The 15,916-nt window shown below is 67.8% G+C and carries 17 protein-coding genes; 8 read left to right on the top strand and 9 right to left on the bottom strand.

Annotated features, from left to right (window positions below; translation table 11 throughout):
• Positions 1 to 51 precede the first annotated feature (51 nt).
• Positions 52 to 459: a glucose-6-phosphate dehydrogenase gene (locus PIR02_14450; protein WZH35954.1), complete on the top strand. Its 408-nt coding sequence runs from the start codon at positions 52 to 54 to the stop codon at positions 457 to 459.
• A 58-nt stretch (positions 460 to 517) separates the two neighbouring features.
• Here PIR02_14450 and PIR02_14445 read toward each other — a convergent pair whose 3' ends face one another.
• Entirely contained in the window at positions 518 to 1,486 is a 969-nt protein-coding gene (locus tag PIR02_14445) for an aldose 1-epimerase family protein (protein WZH35953.1), read from the bottom strand.
• Between the two features lie 100 nt (positions 1,487 to 1,586).
• Positions 1,587 to 1,757 (bottom strand): CsbD family protein, encoded by a 171-nt coding sequence (locus PIR02_14440; protein WZH35952.1) that lies wholly within the window; start codon positions 1,755 to 1,757, stop codon positions 1,587 to 1,589.
• Between the two features lie 135 nt (positions 1,758 to 1,892).
• Here PIR02_14440 and PIR02_14435 point away from each other — a divergent pair, with 135 nt between their 5' ends.
• Genes PIR02_14435 through PIR02_14425 form a run of 3 tightly spaced genes read left to right on the top strand, consistent with a single transcriptional unit; the run spans position 1,893 to position 4,940 of the window.
• On the top strand, positions 1,893 to 2,546 hold the full coding sequence (locus PIR02_14435; protein ID WZH35951.1) for a hypothetical protein: 654 nt from the start codon (positions 1,893 to 1,895) through the stop codon (positions 2,544 to 2,546).
• Positions 2,543 to 3,865, top strand: a complete 1,323-nt coding sequence (locus PIR02_14430) for a D-alanyl-D-alanine carboxypeptidase (protein WZH35950.1) — start codon at positions 2,543 to 2,545, stop codon at positions 3,863 to 3,865. Before PIR02_14435 ends, PIR02_14430 begins: the two co-directional genes overlap by 4 nt.
• A 52-nt stretch (positions 3,866 to 3,917) precedes the next feature.
• A complete protein-coding gene (locus PIR02_14425; protein WZH35949.1) occupies positions 3,918 to 4,940 on the top strand; it encodes an ECF transporter S component in 1,023 nt (340 codons plus the stop codon).
• Here the strand turns inward: PIR02_14425 and PIR02_14420 are convergent.
• Both PIR02_14420 and PIR02_14415 read right to left on the bottom strand, forming a co-directional pair.
• Positions 4,937 to 5,677 carry a hypothetical protein gene (locus PIR02_14420; GenBank protein WZH35948.1) on the bottom strand — a complete coding sequence of 247 codons (741 nt, stop codon included), beginning with the start codon at positions 5,675 to 5,677 and terminating at the stop codon, positions 4,937 to 4,939. The two genes, PIR02_14425 and PIR02_14420, sit on opposite strands and share 4 nt — an antisense overlap.
• A gap of 48 nt (positions 5,678 to 5,725) precedes the next feature.
• Entirely contained in the window at positions 5,726 to 6,007 is a 282-nt protein-coding gene (locus PIR02_14415; protein WZH35947.1) for a hypothetical protein, read from the bottom strand.
• Positions 6,008 to 6,086: 79 nt separating this feature from the next.
• Between PIR02_14415 and PIR02_14410 the strand changes: the two genes are divergently transcribed.
• On the top strand, positions 6,087 to 7,052 hold the full coding sequence (locus tag PIR02_14410) for an ADP-ribosylglycohydrolase family protein (protein WZH35946.1): 966 nt from the start codon (positions 6,087 to 6,089) through the stop codon (positions 7,050 to 7,052).
• Positions 7,053 to 7,088: 36 nt separating this feature from the next.
• Here PIR02_14410 and PIR02_14405 read toward each other — a convergent pair whose 3' ends face one another.
• A complete protein-coding gene (locus PIR02_14405) occupies positions 7,089 to 7,577 on the bottom strand; it encodes a DUF4279 domain-containing protein (protein WZH35945.1) in 489 nt (162 codons plus the stop codon).
• Positions 7,578 to 7,924: 347 nt separating this feature from the next.
• Here PIR02_14405 and PIR02_14400 point away from each other — a divergent pair, with 347 nt between their 5' ends.
• Positions 7,925 to 10,039 (top strand): AAA family ATPase, encoded by a 2,115-nt coding sequence (locus PIR02_14400; protein WZH35944.1) that lies wholly within the window; start codon positions 7,925 to 7,927, stop codon positions 10,037 to 10,039.
• A gap of 59 nt (positions 10,040 to 10,098) precedes the next feature.
• Here the strand turns inward: PIR02_14400 and ychF are convergent, their stop codons facing one another.
• The gene (gene ychF, locus PIR02_14395; protein WZH35943.1) at positions 10,099 to 11,172 is read right to left on the bottom strand and encodes a redox-regulated ATPase YchF; all 1,074 of its coding nucleotides are present in this window, start codon (positions 11,170 to 11,172) and stop codon (positions 10,099 to 10,101) included.
• Between the two features lie 39 nt (positions 11,173 to 11,211).
• Positions 11,212 to 11,961, bottom strand: a complete 750-nt coding sequence (locus tag PIR02_14390) for a class I SAM-dependent methyltransferase (protein WZH35942.1) — start codon at positions 11,959 to 11,961, stop codon at positions 11,212 to 11,214.
• Between the two features lie 267 nt (positions 11,962 to 12,228).
• Here PIR02_14390 and PIR02_14385 point away from each other — a divergent pair, with 267 nt between their 5' ends.
• Both PIR02_14385 and PIR02_14380 read left to right on the top strand, forming a co-directional pair.
• Positions 12,229 to 12,825, top strand: coding sequence for a 3'-5' exonuclease (locus tag PIR02_14385; GenBank protein WZH35941.1), 597 nt, complete (start codon positions 12,229 to 12,231; stop codon positions 12,823 to 12,825).
• A gap of 54 nt (positions 12,826 to 12,879) precedes the next feature.
• Complete coding sequence (locus PIR02_14380) at positions 12,880 to 14,244, top strand: DNA recombination protein RmuC (protein WZH35940.1); 1,365 nt, start codon at positions 12,880 to 12,882, stop codon at positions 14,242 to 14,244.
• 21 nt (positions 14,245 to 14,265) lie between these two features.
• Here the strand turns inward: PIR02_14380 and PIR02_14375 are convergent, their stop codons facing one another.
• Both PIR02_14375 and glpX read right to left on the bottom strand, forming a co-directional pair.
• Positions 14,266 to 14,475, bottom strand: a complete 210-nt coding sequence (locus tag PIR02_14375; GenBank protein ID WZH35939.1) for a UDP-N-acetylmuramyl pentapeptide phosphotransferase — start codon at positions 14,473 to 14,475, stop codon at positions 14,266 to 14,268.
• Positions 14,476 to 14,843: 368 nt separating this feature from the next.
• Positions 14,844 to 15,833 (bottom strand): class II fructose-bisphosphatase, encoded by a 990-nt coding sequence (gene glpX / locus PIR02_14370; GenBank protein WZH35938.1) that lies wholly within the window; start codon positions 15,831 to 15,833, stop codon positions 14,844 to 14,846.
• Positions 15,834 to 15,916 lie beyond the last annotated feature (83 nt).

The following is a 15,916-nucleotide window of genomic DNA, read 5'->3' as shown; positions in this document are numbered from 1 at the left end:
GGCGTACCGTTAAGAGGCAGGCGGCCCGAACCGCCTCCGGAAGGGTCCCCCATGAAGATCGTCTCCTCGTCCGACTGGCGGGATGCCATCGCCTTCGACGTCCCGGTCCTCGTCGCCGACGTGGTTCCGGGTGAGCCCACGCGATGCGTGGCGTGCGGCACGGACGGTGCGCTGATCGAGCGCACCGAGCTCTGGGCGGTCAAGCATCGCCACCCGAAGCACCACGGGGGCTTCGTCCGTTTCTACTGCGAGGCTCACAAGCCGGCGGCCGCTCCCCCGCCGCCCGCGCCTGTCGAGCTGAAGCGCGCCCGGTCCAGCGCCCCTCGGGCAGAGCGGCGTCCGAGCAGCCCGAAGGCCGTCGCTGTCACCGACCGTCCGATGCGCACGATGTGCCCCGACTGCTTCGTCGAGGTCTCGGCGGGCGGCGACTGCGGGATGTGCGGCGCGCAGGTCGTCTGACCACGCGAAGAACCGCCCCGTCGCGACGTCGGCGGGGCGGTTCTTCGCGTGCGAGGTTTCAGCGGGCCGAGATCGTCCAACCGGCCTCGTGTGAGGCACCGGGTCCCAGGGCGATCACACCGGTGTCGTAGTCGTAGGCGGCGTCGTTGAACGCATCGGGTGCGCAGGTCATCGGCTCGACCGCGAGCCCGGCCCGGTGTCCGGGTGTTCCCGGTCCGGCGGGCAGATCGGCGGTGTGGATCTGCACCCAGGGGCAGGCCTCGTCCCAGCTCATCGCGACACCGGTTCCCGACGGATCGGTGACGACGACGGTCGCGCGAGCGCCGGCATCCCGGATCAGGTCGGTGTAGGCGTGATCGATCTCGACGGCGCCGAGCACGCGCGGGGCACGGTAGTCGAAGCGCTCCGCGTCGACGGAAACGGATGCCGGCGCCACGGGAGCCAGCCGGTCCGGCGTGACCTCGAGCACGGTGTCGGCCGGGAGGGTGAGTGTCCACTCGTCGAGGATCGACGGCCCCGCGACGAGATAAGGGTGAGGTCCGGTTCCCCAGGGAGCCGGAGTCTCGGACAGGTTGGTGGCCCGGACCGTCTGGGTCAGACCGGAGGCATCCACGCGGTACGTCGTGGAGACGACGAGCCACCAGGGATAGCCCGCCTGGGCGGGAACGGTCGCGGTCAGAGTGACGGCGTCGTCGGTCGCGTCGAGGATGTTCCAATTCGCCCACGACAACAGTCCGTGCAGGGCATGTCCGCGGTCGGGCTCGGTGAGGGCGAGCTGGTGTTCGCGCCCGTCGAAACGGTGGATGCCGTCGACGACACGATTCGGCCACGGGGCGAGCGTGGTGCCCCGGTAGGCGGGGCGCATCTCATCCGCGGCGAAGGGCACGACGAGATCACGACCCTCGAACGTCAACGAACGCAGAGAAGCGCCGACGCTGGCGATCGCGGCCTCGTAGCCGTGGGCGCGCAGGACGACAGGGGTACCGGAGACGAGCGTGGGTGTCTCGGTGGGAACGGCATCGGTCATGCCGTCATTATCGCGGGCGCGGGGTCGCCCCTCCCTCATCCTCCGGCCGAAAACGACGAATGCCCCGACCGTGAAGGTCGGGGCATTCAGGGAGGGCGACTTACTTGAAGGCGTCTTTGACGTTCTCGCCGGCCTTCTTGACGTTGGCCTTGGTCTGCTCGGCCTCGCCTTCGGCTTCGAGTCGCTCGTTGTCCGTGGCCTTGCCCCAGGCTTCCTTCGCCTTGCCGGTGAGGTCTTCAGCGGCGTTCTTGATCTTGTCGTCGAGTCCCATGTCGGCTCCTCCCGCGTCATGCTCGGGTCTTTCCCGATTCGTCCACGGTATGTCGCTCGGTGTCGTGCACGAGGGGGCTTGATATTCCGAACCGGGTGAGGAAGAGCGGACCCCTCACCCGCTAGGTTCGAGAGCGTGCGCCCCTCTCGAACCGCTCTCGCCGGCACCGCCGCACTCCTCGCTCTGCTGTTTCCCCTCGTCTCGTGCAGCGCGGCATCGAGTTCTCTCAGTTTCCGCGACGCGCAGGGGCTCCCGACGGCGACATCGAAGACCCTGCCGTCGGTCGAGGTCGTCTCGGCTGCCTCCGTCATCGTCCTCGCCATCGACCATGCGGTCGTGGAGGGCGGATCGGCGCAAGAACCCCTCGCCTACACCTCGGCCGCCGTCGACGGCTGGCGCTCCGCCCTGGGCGCCGACTCGACGAGCTCGAATGTCCTGGCACCGACCGGGTGGGACACGGAGGTCGTCGCACACGACTGGCCCGGTCTCCGCCTGCTCACACCGCCGGACGGCCCGGGGTGGCTGTCGGTCACCGCCACTGAGGTGAACGGCCATCCGGTGCGCACCGCGCACGGGATCGGCGTCGGTTCCACCCGTGCGGACGCCCTCGCCGCAGGCGCCACGGAGGGCTTCTCCGCGGATGAACTCCGGCTCGACGTTCGCCAGGTCGCCGGCACCTCGTCTCTGCAGCACCCGGGCAGCGTGGGTGAGGAGTTCATCTCGCTCGTGATGCAGGGCGACACCGTGGCATCCGTCCTCGTCCCTGCCAACGACTACAGCGACCTGTGAGCGACATCGAGGACCGCAGCCCCTTCGCCGACCTCGTCGACGGCGATGGAGCGATCGATTACCCCCGCGGGAGGGGCGGGCGTGTCGCCCTCATCGTCTTCCTCGTCGTCCTCCTCCTCGTCTTCGGCGGGGGCGGAGGGTATGTGTGGTGGGCCTCCACGGCTCCGGTCGGGCCTCCCACCGTCACGTCCAACGCACCGACCGCCGCCGCGGGAGCGACCGCAGCGATCAAGCTGCCCGTCTCCGGGTCGGCCCTCGTGAGTGTCGAGGGTGGAGAGACCTACCTCGGTCCGGATGCCGCGGGCGGCTGGGTCTCGTCGGGCGGAGACGACGCGCGTCCGATCGCGAGCGTCACGAAGCTCATCACGGCGCTCGTCGTCCTCGACGCGCACCCGCTGACCGACGCGAACGATCCCGGACCGTCCATCTCCTACACCGACGCCGACACCGACCTGTACGACCAGTACTACGTCCGCGGCGCGACGATCGCGCGGATGCCGGACGGGCTCACACTGTCGTTGCACGACTCGCTCGCGACCATGCTCATCCCCTCGGCGAGCAACTACGCGACGGCGATCGCCCGCTGGGCGTACGGGTCGGAGGGCGCCTTCCTCGACGCCGCGCGCTCGTGGTTGAGCGCGAACGGACTGAACTCCACCCGGATCGTGGACGCCACGGGTATCGACGACCGCAACACGAGTACGCCGAGCGACCTCCTCGCCCTCGCGAAGATCGCGGCGGCCAACCCGACGATCGCCGCGATCGCCGCCACGCCGTGGGTCAACCTGCCCGCGGGCCCCGGGAACATCGAGAACACGAACAGCCTCCTCGGCACCGACGGGGTCACGGGACTGAAGACGGGCAACCTCGGCGACGGCACGTTCAACCTGGTCTTCACCTCCGTGCTCGACGTCGGTATCGGCGCGCCCCTGAAGATCACCGGTGTGCGCCTGGGCGGTGAGACCCGGGCAAGCACCAACCAGGATGTCGTCACGATCCTGGACAGCATCCGCGACGGATTCCACACCCTCCAGGTGGGGACGGTCGGTGTCGAGATCGGCGAGATCACGACGGCGTGGGGATCGACCGCCGAGGTGGTCGTGGGTCAGAACGCCTCTCTGATGACGTGGTCGGACACGCCCGTGTCGACGTCACTCGACGTCACCACCCCGGAGACCTACGCCAACGGCGAGAAAGTCGGAACGATCACCTGGACGGCGGGGCCCAACACCGCTTCGGCGGACGTTGAGATCTCCGGGGCGATCGAGGAGCCGACCCTCTGGTGGCGCCTGACGCATCCGAGCGAGCTCGGCCGCTGATCGGCCCCCGTCCGGGGTCGGCTTGAGCACCGTCATATGGCATAAATGGCAGGTGGGGATTTCGGGGGACGACGCGGACGAGCGGAAGAGCGGGGAGGACTCCTTCGATCGGATCGCGGCCGACCTCCAGGCGCTGCGCGACGAAGCCGGCCCGGTCTCCTACGCCGAACTCGTGCGGCTGATCACCGAGCTGCGCCTCGGTCGGGGAATGTCCGCGGCGGCAGCGGCACCTGCGCGCTCCACCGTCTACAACGTCTTTCAACCCGGACGGGCCCGCATGGACCCGCTGCTGGTGCGAGACGTCGTCCGTGCGCTCGGGGCGGACGACGACGCGGCCGACGGGTGGGTGCGCCGGTGCCGTTCGGCGCGCCGAGTCGCCGAAGCGTCCGCTCGCTCCCGTGGGAGCGGTCCTCCGCGGGTCGTCGCGCCCGCGCTGGCTGCTCCTGCGCTCGGTCGCGCGTGGCATCCCGTCTCCGTAGCCGCCCTGCTCGTGTCCTGCGTCGCCGTGAACCTGCTCGGCCTTTTCACGGTCCACGTCTTCAAGCTGTCGATGTACCTCGATATGGTCGGAACCGCCGTCGCGGCCCTCGTGCTCGGCCCCTGGTCGGGTGTCGCCGTCGCGGTCGCCTCCAACGGTCTCGGATTCCTCACGGGCGACCCGTCGACGATTCCGTTCACGCCCGTCAACGTCGTCGGCGCTCTCGTGTGGGGCTACGGCATCCGACGCCTCCGGCTGGGGTCGCGGCTCACCGGCTTCGTCACGCTGAACCTCGCCGCGGCGCTCGCGTGCTCGCTCGTCGCGACTCCGATCGTGATCGCGGTGTTCCACGGCGGAGAAGGTCACGCCTCGGAACTCGCGGTGCTGTCACTGGAGGCCACCCGATTGCCGTTCTTCGTGTCGGTGTTCTCCGCGAACATCGTCACGTCGGTCACCGACAAGCTGCTCACGGGTTTCATCGCCCTCGGTGTCTTCGCGGTGCTGCACAGTCGGTGGGCGGTGCCCGCAGCGCACATGCCGCTCGTCGAGAGGCTGGCGCCCCGAGCCGAGGGACGCCCGCAGCAGGTGGCGGGTTAGCCGCGCGGGGCGACCGTCGTCGGGGCGTAGCCGGCGAATCCGTCGATTCGCTGCTGCGCCAGGGTGGTCCCGAGCTCGCGACGAGCGCCGACGTTCACCCAGTAGAAGTGCAGCGCGGCATACGTCGCCTGCGGGGCGGCATCCAGAGCGAACGGAGCGATGTTCCAGGTGCCCTGCACGCCCTCCGTTCCGTCGCCCGTGTCACGCTCGATCCGCAGCACGGGTGTCTTGATCAGGCGGGCTCGCGACGCTCCCGTCGAGTTCGTCGTCGTCGCCCAGATTGCGGTCACTTCGTTCCACGGGATGTTCACCGCAGCGCCCTGGAACCGCACGGCGATTCCGCTGCGTCCCACGGCCACGCACTGACGGTTGCCCCACGACGCGCGGCTCCTCGACGCCGCGAGGAGATTCAGGAACACGAAGACGGAGAACAGCCCCAGGATGCCGAACATCACGGCGATCACGTACGGCATGGGGCCCTGCATCGACGGCGTCGTTCCCGCCTGGGCGAGCACCGCCCACACGATCCACCCGCTCATCAGCGTGATGAGCGCGAACGCGATCGTCAGGATGAGCGGCGGTTTGCGCAGCGGAGCGACGTGCAACCAATCGTCGGGCGCTCGCTCGAAGGTCCGGTTGAACATCTCGGCGGGGAGCAACCGCAGCCGCTTGCGCGACGCGAAGGGCGTTCCCCAACCGGGCGGGACGAAGGCGGTGCGAGGGTTCGGCGCGTTCACGGCCGACAGTTTACGGATGTCGCGGCAACCGGGCACGACATCGTTCGGTCAGATGACGTGTCCGCGGAAGCCTTCGATCGGACGAGCGTCCCACTCATCGAACGGATCACCGCCGACCTCGTCCATCAAGGCTGGTCTCGCCGCCGCCGCGGCATCCTCGGATTCCCAGAGGGCGATACCCACCAGCCGTCCGCTGCCGTCGTCGACCACGCCCGTCCAGAGGAGTCCCTGCTTCTCTCGAGCGACGCGACTGTACCTCTGCATCGAGTCCACGACCACGTCGCGGTGTTCGGATCGAGGAGAGTGGATCGAGACGACGGCGTAGGTCATGCCTGATCGTGACACGGACCGCGCGCGGTGACCAGCATCGCGCGAGGCAGGGCGAGCAGCCTCCTCGTACGCTGGTGCGATGGCACACCTCTCCCCCGCGCAGATGGACCGCGCTGTCGGAACCGTGATCGTCTCGGCCGTCGGCGACGCCCTGGGCTCCGCCTACGAGTTCGGCCCGTCCCTCCCCGACGAGGTGACGCCTGTGTTCGGCCTGGGACATTTCGGCCACGGACTCGCGGAGTGGACCGACGACACGAGCATGGCCGTCCCCGTGCTCGACGAGCTCGCCGCCGGCCGACGGCTCACCGACCCCGGCGCTCTCGAGCGCATCGTCGCCGCGTGGCAGGGCTGGGCGCGGACCGCCCTCGACGTGGGTGCGCAGACCCGCCACGTCCTCGGCCGGATCCCCGCGCCCGCGGAATTGGGTGCCATCCGCTCCGCCTCTCGCGCGGTCCATGGTGAGACCGGGCGCAGCGGAGGCAACGGCTCGCTCATGCGTACCGGTCCCGTCGCGCTCGGGTACCTCGACCGCCCCGCGGATGAGTTGACAGCCGCCGCAGCCGCCGTCGCCCAGCTCACCCACTGGGAAGACGACAACATCGACGCGTGCGCGCTCTGGTGTGCGGCGATCCGCCACGGCATCCTGACCGGCGATCTCGACATGCGCGGGCAGCTGGAGGTGGTGCCCTCGAGCCGTCGCGATCGCTGGGCTGCGTTCATCGACGACGCTCTCGCTCCGGGCGCGCATCCGCGCGACTTCCGTGAGGCGAACGGCTGGGTCGTGCGGGCCTTCCAGGGCGCGCTGGCCGCTGTCGGCGGCGCCAGCGGACCCCTGGATGCCATCGAGCGGGCGATCCGCGGAGGCAACGACACCGACACGGTCGCCGCGATCGCCGGGTCTCTCGCCGGTGCCGTCTGGGGAGCCGAGGCGCTTCCCGCTTCGTACACGGAGGGACTGCACGGGTGGCCGGGCATCGATGCAGCGAAGCTCGCACACCGGGCGCGGGTCGCGGTGGGGGCGTCGGAGGTGTCGGCTCGGGGCTGAGGTCAGGCCCTGGCCCTATGACCGGCGTCCACCCGATCAGATGTCGGGCTGGAACACCGCCGCGTCACCGTCGCTCGGCGGGTGCTCCGCCTCGTCCCCATCTAGGTATGCGGTCCCGTAGAGGGAGCATCCCAGTGTCGCCAGGCCGCGAATCAGGTCTTCCTCCAGCACGAATCCGCCTTGCGTGCTGTCGGAGTCTCCCGACCACCACAGCACGGTGTCCCCGTCGTGGCGGAGCTCAGCGAGAGCCTCAGCTCTGGGCTCGAGTTTTCTCACCAGCGCCCTCAGCGCAGAAAAGCCGGTCTGATCGTCGGCGCCCGGGTCATAGACGGTCTCGGTGAGCGACCAGAAGGTCCGCTCGTACGTCAGACGCTCCGGTGAAGAACTCCGACCAGCCCGCCCCGCGGGAGTGAGATCTCCTCTGTCACCCCAACGGTCTGGCTGCATCCCCAGCAGGGCGGAGATCTCGCCCACCGTCTTCGTGTCGCTGGAGACGCTGAAGGACGCCCTGTTGCCACGGATCATGGGGATCCCCCGTCGAAACGCTCAGTTGTTGAAGCGGAAGTCCACCACGCTACGCCGTCGATAGGCGCATATGCGCGACGGGTCGCGATGTTCAGCTTGAGAGATACCGCCGATTTGCCCGTGGTCTGGAACCTTCCGCGCTCCGTTGCCTTTCCGGATGTCGGAGGCGTGGCCGCAAGCCCGGACCGTTACCGCCGGCGCCTGAGCCCCGATAGGCGTCAGGTCAACCGCTCCCTGTCTCGCCTGGATCACCGATCAATCATCGCCACCCCGGGCACTTGAATACCGAACTAGGACGGGAGCTGCACGAGTGTCAATCAGGGTCCGTGCCGCAGAAAGTCGCTACCGTGGCAGCACAGAGCGTGAGGGCAATCGTCGAAGGGGAGAACATGCGCTTCAATAGCTTGCTGGTGTCGAATCTTCGGGCGGTCGAACGCTTCGAAGTCGAGGAGCTTTCGAGCTTCGTGATGATCGCGGGGCAAAACGGATCCGGCAAGTCGTGTGTGTTCGATGCGGTTCGACTACTCAAGTCCTTGTACGGCGGGTATTCAGCGAACGAGTACCATCAATGGTTCGGCGAATTCGCCATCAACCTTCAAGACCGACACGCACTCCGAAGAATGTTTCGCGACCCAGATCGCGCTTTGGAGGTGCGCGCACAACTGGAGCTATCAGCGTCAGAGCTTCGGTATATTCAGCAGAACGCTGAGGAACTCGCGTTCCCTCTCGCTTGGCAGGAGGTGACAGGACAGGCAACCGACCATTGGAGTTTTAGCCGAGTCTCCGTTGCAACTCAGATTGCAGCCTTTCAGCCACAACTTGACCAGGTGATCCAGCGTCTCGGTGCGGCAGTTCGCGCTGCAGCCGCTGTCCAGGAGCTTGCGGTGACCATTCGCCCCAGCGGGGATCTCGTACTACAGGACTCCGTCATCGCGCAGCTGGCGTTCCAGACCTATGCACCACATGCGATTGGAACCATCGAGTACCACAGCGCGTCGCGCACTTACACTCGCCAGGACCTCGGTGGCGTAACCCTAGACACGCGGGCGTTTGAAGATCAGCGGCGACAATCTGGTCTTTACAACTGGCAGGCTAAGTATCAGGACATTAAGACCGAGCTCGCGTCCAGCTACATACGCGATCTGATCGCGAGAGAGTCGGGAAACGAGCCAAACGGCGAAAGCGTCAACGACACACTGTCCGAGTTGTTTCGGACATTCTTCCCGGACAAGCGTTACGCAGGCGTGCGCCCACTGGACGGTGGAAGCCTGGAGTTTCCTGTAGAGGTGCCAGGAGGCGGATCACACGATATAGACGATCTCAGTTCCGGGGAGAAGGAAATCCTCTACGGATACCTTCGGCTTCGTAACGCGACCCCTCGTGGTTCGATCATTCTGCTGGATGAACCAGAGTTGCACCTGAATCCAGGACTACTCCATGGGTTTGCTGATTTCTATTACCGACACCTGGGCGTCGCCCAGGACAATCAACTTTGGTTGGTCACTCACTCAGACACGCTCCTGCGTCAGGCCGTAGGCAACGCCAATTACCGCGTTTTTCACATGACGCCCGCGTCGGCTAGCGACAGCAACCAAAACCAGGCTAATCCGATCCACCTGAACGATGAACTCGACCGAGCAGTCATCGATCTCGTCGGCGACCTAGCCGCGTATCGGCCAACGGCGAAGGTCGTCATTCTGGAGGGCGAGTCAGATAGCGGCGACGGATTTGACGTGACGGTCGTGCGACGCCTGTTTCCCGACATAGCTAAGCGGGTGAACCTAGTTAGTGGCGGATCTAAGAGTCGTGTGCGCGGCCTTTATGGACTCTTGGCTAGTGCATCGAGCCAGCTCGGCCAGTCAAACCGCTTCTACAGCGTGACGGACCGTGATCGCGATCCTGAAAGCGATATTAGCCACGTCAAGCAGTGGGACCGGTATCACATCGAGAACTATCTCGTGGAGCCGCTATACATTCGGCAAGCCGTACAGGCCCTGACCGGTAACGACCCATTCGGTAGCGACGAAGGCGCTCTGGAAGCGCTACGCATCGCCGCGCGCGAGATCGTCGATGAGATAGCCCTGCAACTGGTTCGAGCTGACCTCAATGATCGGGCTGTCACCTCTCTGCGTGTTGGAGCCCGTGCAGGCACTACCGCCGCCGAAGATCTAGCGTCGTCCATGCGGGCGAGCGCCGCACGAATCGAAATCTTGACCAATGCGACCACCGTTGGTGCTGTAGAGGCTCAGCTCGATCGGGAAAGGCGTCGTCTACATGAAGCGTGCGAATCAGACGCTTGGCTAGCAGAACTCCCTGGTCGAAACATTCTGAAGCGATTCGTACGCGACAACACCACCGTGAATTATGAAGCGTTCACGAATGTCGTTCTCGACAGGATGGTGCAATCGAGCTTCGAACCAGCCGGGATGAAAGAAACGCTCGAAGCGATTCTCCTCGACTAGACCAGGGGCTGTGTAAGCACGTTCAGCTCGCGTCGCTAGTTCAGCGACCTTCGCGCCATTCAGTTGTTGAAGCGGAACTCCACCACGTCGCCGTCCTGCATGACGTAGTCCTTGCCCTCGAGGCGCGCCTTGCCCTTCGCGCGAGCCTCGGCGACCGAGCCGAGCTCGACGAGGTCGGCGAACGAGATGACCTCCGCCTTGATGAAGCCTTTCTCGAAGTCCGTGTGGATCACACCGGCCGCCTGCGGGGCCTTCGCACCCTGCGGGATCGTCCACGCGCGCGCTTCCTTCGGACCGGCCGTGAGGTAGGTCTGCAGGCCGAGGGTGTCGAAGCCAATGCGGGCGAGCTGGTCGAGGCCCGACTCATCCTGGCCGGTGGAGACGAGCAGCTCGGCGGCATCCTCGGGGTCGAGGTCGATCAGCTCGGACTCGATCTTGGCGTCCAGGAACACGGCCTTCGCGGGCGCGACCAGCGCGGACAGCTCGTCCTTGCGAGACTGGTCGGTGAGCACGGCCTCGTCGACGTTGAACACGAAGATGAACGGCTTGGCCGTGAGCAGGCCGAGTTCGCGGATCGGCGAGAGGTCGAGACCGGATGCCGACAGCAGCACGCCGCGCTGCAGGGCATCTTGCGCGGCCTTCGCGGCGTCGAGCACCGAGGGATCGAGCTTCTTGCCCTTGACCTCTTTCTCGTAGCGCGTGATCGCCTTCTCCAGCGTCTGGAGGTCGGCGAGCTGCAGCTCGGCGTTGATGGTCTCCATGTCGCTCGCCGGGTTCACGGCTCCGTCGACGTGGACCACGTCGTCGTCGGCGAATCCGCGGACGACCTGGGCGATGGCATCCGCCTCACGGATGTTCGCGAGGAACTGGTTGCCGAGACCCTCACCCTCGCTCGCCCCGCGCACGATCCCGGCGATGTCGACGAACGACACCGCGGCGGGCACGAGACGCTCACTGCCGAAGACATCGGCGAGCCGCTGCAGGCGGACATCGGGAAGGTTCACGACCCCGACGTTGGGCTCGATGGTGGCGAACGGGTAGTTCGCCGCGAGCACCGAGTTCTTGGTCAGGGCGTTGAAGAGGGTCGACTTTCCGACGTTGGGAAGGCCGACGATTCCGATGGTAAGAGCCACGGGAGTCCAGGTTACCCGGCCCGCGCGTCGCTCACGGCGTCACGGCCGGCGGGCGCGGAACGCGTGGGTCACATAGGGCAGCGCGATCGACCCGCCGTCGGCGAGTTCAGGGAGGGATGCCACGACTCCGTCGACCGCGGCGTCGATGCCCGCGCGCTTGTCCGGGCTCGCCGTGATGATGTCGCTGCGCGACACGACGAGGTCGCGCAACTGGTCGAGAGTGATCGTCCGTTCCCATCGCCACTCGCGGTGCTCCAGCTCAGCGAACGGATCGGCGACGCGGGGTCCGGTCGTCGCGAGGAGCACCTCGGCATTCGAGCCACCCATCGCCGCGGTGAGCCGCCGCACCCAATCGACGCTGTCGTCGCGGATGTTCCAGATGAGGCCCAGCGCTCCCCCGCTGCGCAGGACGCGAGCGACCTCGCGCGACGCCCGCTCGACATCGACCCAGTGCCACGCCTGACCCATGACCACGGCGTCGAGGCCGGAGTCGGGGAGCGGGAGGCTCTCGGCCGTCCCGACGAACGTGGGCACGCCGGGGACGCCGGCGCGCAGCGTCGCGAGCATGTCGGCATCCGGATCCACGGCCACCACGTCGGCGCCCAGCTCGACGACGGCACGCGTGAGCTTGCCGGTGCCGGCACCCACATCGGCGACGCGCAGCGCGCGCCCCGGCTCGCGGACGGACTCGAGCAGCCACGCCACAGCTTCGTTCGGGTACCCGGGTCGCCCGGATTCGTAGGCGGATGCCGCCTGTCCGAACGACGTCGACTTCTCGCGATCGGTCATGCCCCGACCCTACGCTGCCCGTCCGACACCACCACCGCGCTCCGTCGTGCGGAGTTCCCGCCGCGATCCGGTGTGTCGTCGGTGACGTTCCGGCGTGTCCGGCCCCGGCTCCGCACGACGGCTCGCACTCCTCTCATCCTGCGGAGCGACTCGACACACTGCTTCCCACACATCGATCCGCCTGAACGGTGCCCGCCGCAGCCACGGGATGCCACTCGCCCCGGCGCGCCTCTCCGTGTCGGCGGTTCCGCGGGTGAGGGTGGAGGCGTGGGACTGGACTTCACGGCGATCGACTTCGAGACGGCGAACTCCAGCGGAGCCTCGGCCTGTGCGGTCGGTCTCGCCCGGGTCCGCGACGGCCGCGTCGTCGCCACCGCCGCCTGGCTCATCAAACCGCCTCCGGGCCACGACCATTTCGCCCCGATCAACGTCGGGATTCATGGCATCCAGCCCGCCGACGTCGTGAACGCCCCCGACTGGAGCACGCAGCTCGCGCGGCTCACGGCCTTCGCGGGTGCGGACGTCCTTGTCGCCCACAACGCCGGTTTCGACATGTCGGTCCTTCGTCGCGCGTGCGCCACCACCGGCGACGCCTGCCCGCCCTACCGCTACCTGTGCAGCGTCCAGATGTCGCGCAAGACGTACACCCTCGCCTCGTATCGGCTCCCGCTGGTGGCCGAGGAGGCCGGCTGCTCGCCCTTCGCGCATCACGATGCACTCGCGGATGCCGTTGCCTGCGCGGAGATCACCATCGACTGCGCGCGCCGCGCCGGGGCCGACGACGTGCACGCCCTCGCCGCTCACCTGGGGGTCCGGATCTCGCAGATCGCCGCCGAGCCGGTGGTCGAGCGCGCCGTCGCCTGAGCCTTCCCGGCCCGTCTTTCCGGCGATGTCGGAGGTCTGGTGCATGCTGACCCCATGGATGCCATCGCCCTCGTTCTCGTGATCCTCGCCCTGGCGCTGGGTGCCGTCGGCGGGTGGTTCGTCGGGGCCGCTCGATCCGCAGCGCGTACAACGCTCGAACGCGGTGAGCTGTCGGCGCGGGTGGCCGCCGCCGACGCCGCACGCGCGGGGCTCCAGGCGCAGCTCGACCACCAGATCGGCCTGTACCGCGAGCTGGTCGGGCAGACGCGCAGCGACCAAGCTGCCCGGGAAGAGCGCGAGCGCCGCGACCAGACGGTCCTGCGCGCCCTCGACCCGGTACGAGAGACCCTCGACGCCATGCAGCGCAAGGTCGATGGGCTCGAGCGCGACCGCGTCGAGCAGTATTCGGCACTCGGCGAGCAACTGCGCCAATCCCGTGAGGCCGACGAGGCGTTGCGGGCGACGACCGAGGCGCTGGCGTCGGCGATGCGCTCCGGCAGTACGCGCGGTGTGTGGGGCGAGACCCAGCTGCGCCGCGTCGTCGAGGCGGCGGGGCTCACCCGCTACGTCGATTTCGACCTCCAGGCGTCCGTCTCCTCCGACGCGGGCGCGGGCCGGCCCGACATGGTCGTTCGCCTCCCCGGCGGAAAGGCCCTCGCGGTGGATGCCAAGGTCCCCCTCGACGCCTACCTGCAGGCCAGTGCCATCCCGGTCACCGCGCACGGCGATGAAGGCGCGCGCCGGGCGACGTTGCTCACCCGTCACGCGAAGGCGGTGCGGGCGCACGTCGACGCCCTTGCCCGCAAAACCTATTGGGCGGGACTGGAGAGCAGCCCCGAGTTCGTCGTGTGCTTCATCCCGAGCGAATCGCTCCTGTCCTCGGCCCTCGACGAAGACCCGACCCTGCTCGACTACGCCTTCTCGCGCCGGGTGGCGCTGGCCTCGCCGGTCAACCTGTGGGCGGTGCTGAAGACCGTCGCCTTCACCTGGACCCAGCAGGACGTGTCCGACGAGGCTCGCACCCTCTTCACCCTCGGCACCGAGCTCTACGAACGAGTCGGAACGCTCGCCGGACACGCGACCGACCTCCGGCGCGCGATCGAACGCACCGTCGACAGCTACAACAAGTTCGCGGGGTCCCTGGAGTCGCGTGTCCTGGTCACGGCGAGGAAGTTCCCCGGCATCGACGAAACGAAACTCGATGCCGTCGCCGCCCCCACCGCGCTCGAAGCCACGCCTCGCCGCTGGGCCGCCCCGGAATTCATCGACTCGGGCGCAAGCATCTCCGACGGCAGGGAAGGGGCGCAGTCCGTCCGCACGCAGGACGACGACGCAGAACGCCCCGAGAACCGGCCTCTCGCGGCCGCCGACCTCGGCGACGTGCGGGCTCGGGCGGGGCTCAGCGACGGCGAGCGGTAGCGGTACGCGGCCCGCGCGGGATCACGACCCGCCGGGGACCCAACTCAGGAGGCTGATCACCGCGGCAGACGCACCGACGAATGCGCCGACCATCCACCAGGCGCTCACCTCGTGGCCCTCGTCGCGGCGCACACGCAGAAGGACGTCGGGACGGCGGGCAGGGTCGACGGCGTCGGCGATGACCGCATGCGCCCCCGTCTGGGGCGCGGCTTGGTTCGTCGGAGCTGCCATGGACGATCCCCCTTCGGGTCTCGGAAGAACACAGCGTCGCCGTTGACACTGCAGACGATTCTGCCAGACGACCCCCGCCGGACCGGTCACGCTTGCGTCACGACACGCCCGGCTGTAGGTGTGCATCAGGGCACCACCGGCGAGCCGTTCGCCGGATCCGCTTCTCACGGAGCCGTGGCGTGGCGTACGCCATCCAGCCTCGCCTGCGCGAGGCGACGTTCCGCTCCCGCGGCCCCCGCCGGGTTTCACGCCGTCGAGCGTCCGCGAAACGCCGCAGGAAGCCTGTCCCTTACAGCTTTCCGCGGGCGTTCAACGTCGGCCCGGCTGGAGACGGGTCGTACGCGCGGTGCCGCGCAGGTACTCGCGCGTTACAGCCACTTCGACGTGAGGTGCTCCGACGAGATACGACGCAGAGTGCCCGAAGCGCCGCGCAGCACGACGCTCTCGGTGTACAGGAAGTCGCCCTCGCGGCGAACACCCTGCACGAGCTGGCCATCGGTCACACCGGTGGCGACGAAGATCGTGTTCTTCCCCGTGACCAGTCCGTCGGCCTCGTACACCTCACCGTCGACCTTGAGCCCGGCATCCAGACCCTTCTGCTTCTCGTCGTCGTTGCGCGGCGCGAGGACACCCTGGATGTGCCCACCGAGAGCCTTGATCGCGCACGCCGTCACGATGCCCTCGGGGCTGCCGCCGATACCGACACACATGTCGGTACGGGCATTGTGACGGGCCGCGTTGATCCCGCCGGCGACGTCGCCATCGCTCATCAGGCGGGTCCCGGCGCCCGCTGCGCGGATGTCGGCGATGAGCTGTTCGTGGCGAGGACGGTTCAGCACAGATACGACGATCTCGTCGACCGGCTTGCCGAGGGCCTTCGCGAGAAGGCGGATGTTCTCTCCGATGGGCAGGCGGATGTCGACGACACCGACGCCCGCGGGGCCCGTCACGAGCTTGTCCATGTAGAACACGCTCGACGCGTCCAGCATCGTTCCCTGGTCGGAGACGGCAATGACCGAGAGAGCGTTCTGACGCCCCGCCGCGGTCAGTGACGTGCCGTCGATCGGATCGACGGCGACATCGCACTGCGGCCCCCGGCCGCTGCCGACACGCTCGCCGTTGTAGAGCATGGGCGCGTTGTCTTTCTCGCCCTCTCCGATCACGATCGTGCCGTCGAAGTTGACGGTGCTGAAGAACGCTCGCATCGCGTCGACGGCTGCGCCGTCGGCGGCTTCCTTGTCTCCGCGCCCGATGAAGGGCACGGCGCGAATCGAGGCAGCCTCGGTGGCCCGGACCAGCTCGAGAGCCAGGTTCCGATCGGGGTGCAACGGGCTCATATCGGATGTCAGGCTCACCATGTGGCCCACTGTAGCCAGCGGAGTCGTGACAACCGCCCAATTTGACCCCTCGGCGGATGAAGGAATCGCGATTCTTAACGCCA

It is taken from the genome of Microbacterium enclense (genome assembly GCA_038182865.1).
In the GTDB taxonomy this organism is placed as follows: domain Bacteria; phylum Actinomycetota; class Actinomycetes; order Actinomycetales; family Microbacteriaceae; genus Microbacterium; species Microbacterium enclense_B.
This window is presented reverse-complemented; position numbering and strand designations above follow the sequence as displayed.

Bases quoted from the DNA above. Each gene is read 5' to 3' on its own strand.
- PIR02_14450 (WZH35954.1), top strand. From the start codon at position 52: ATGAAGATCGTCTCCTCGTCCGACTGGCGGGATGCCATCGCCTTCGAC.
- PIR02_14410 (WZH35946.1), top strand. From the start codon at position 6,087: ATGGCACACCTCTCCCCCGCGCAGATGGACCGCGCTGTCGGAACCGTG.
- PIR02_14390 (WZH35942.1), bottom strand. From the start codon at position 11,961: ATGACCGATCGCGAGAAGTCGACGTCGTTCGGACAGGCGGCATCCGCC.
- PIR02_14440 (WZH35952.1), bottom strand. From the start codon at position 1,757: ATGGGACTCGACGACAAGATCAAGAACGCCGCTGAAGACCTCACCGGC.
- PIR02_14375 (WZH35939.1), bottom strand. From the start codon at position 14,475: ATGGCAGCTCCGACGAACCAAGCCGCGCCCCAGACGGGGGCGCATGCG.
- PIR02_14405 (WZH35945.1), bottom strand. From the start codon at position 7,577: ATGATCCGTGGCAACAGGGCGTCCTTCAGCGTCTCCAGCGACACGAAG.
- PIR02_14380 (WZH35940.1), top strand. From the start codon at position 12,880: ATGGATGCCATCGCCCTCGTTCTCGTGATCCTCGCCCTGGCGCTGGGT.
- PIR02_14445 (WZH35953.1), bottom strand. From the start codon at position 1,486: ATGACCGATGCCGTTCCCACCGAGACACCCACGCTCGTCTCCGGTACC.
- glpX (WZH35938.1), bottom strand. From the start codon at position 15,833: ATGGTGAGCCTGACATCCGATATGAGCCCGTTGCACCCCGATCGGAAC.
- PIR02_14415 (WZH35947.1), bottom strand. From the start codon at position 6,007: ATGACCTACGCCGTCGTCTCGATCCACTCTCCTCGATCCGAACACCGC.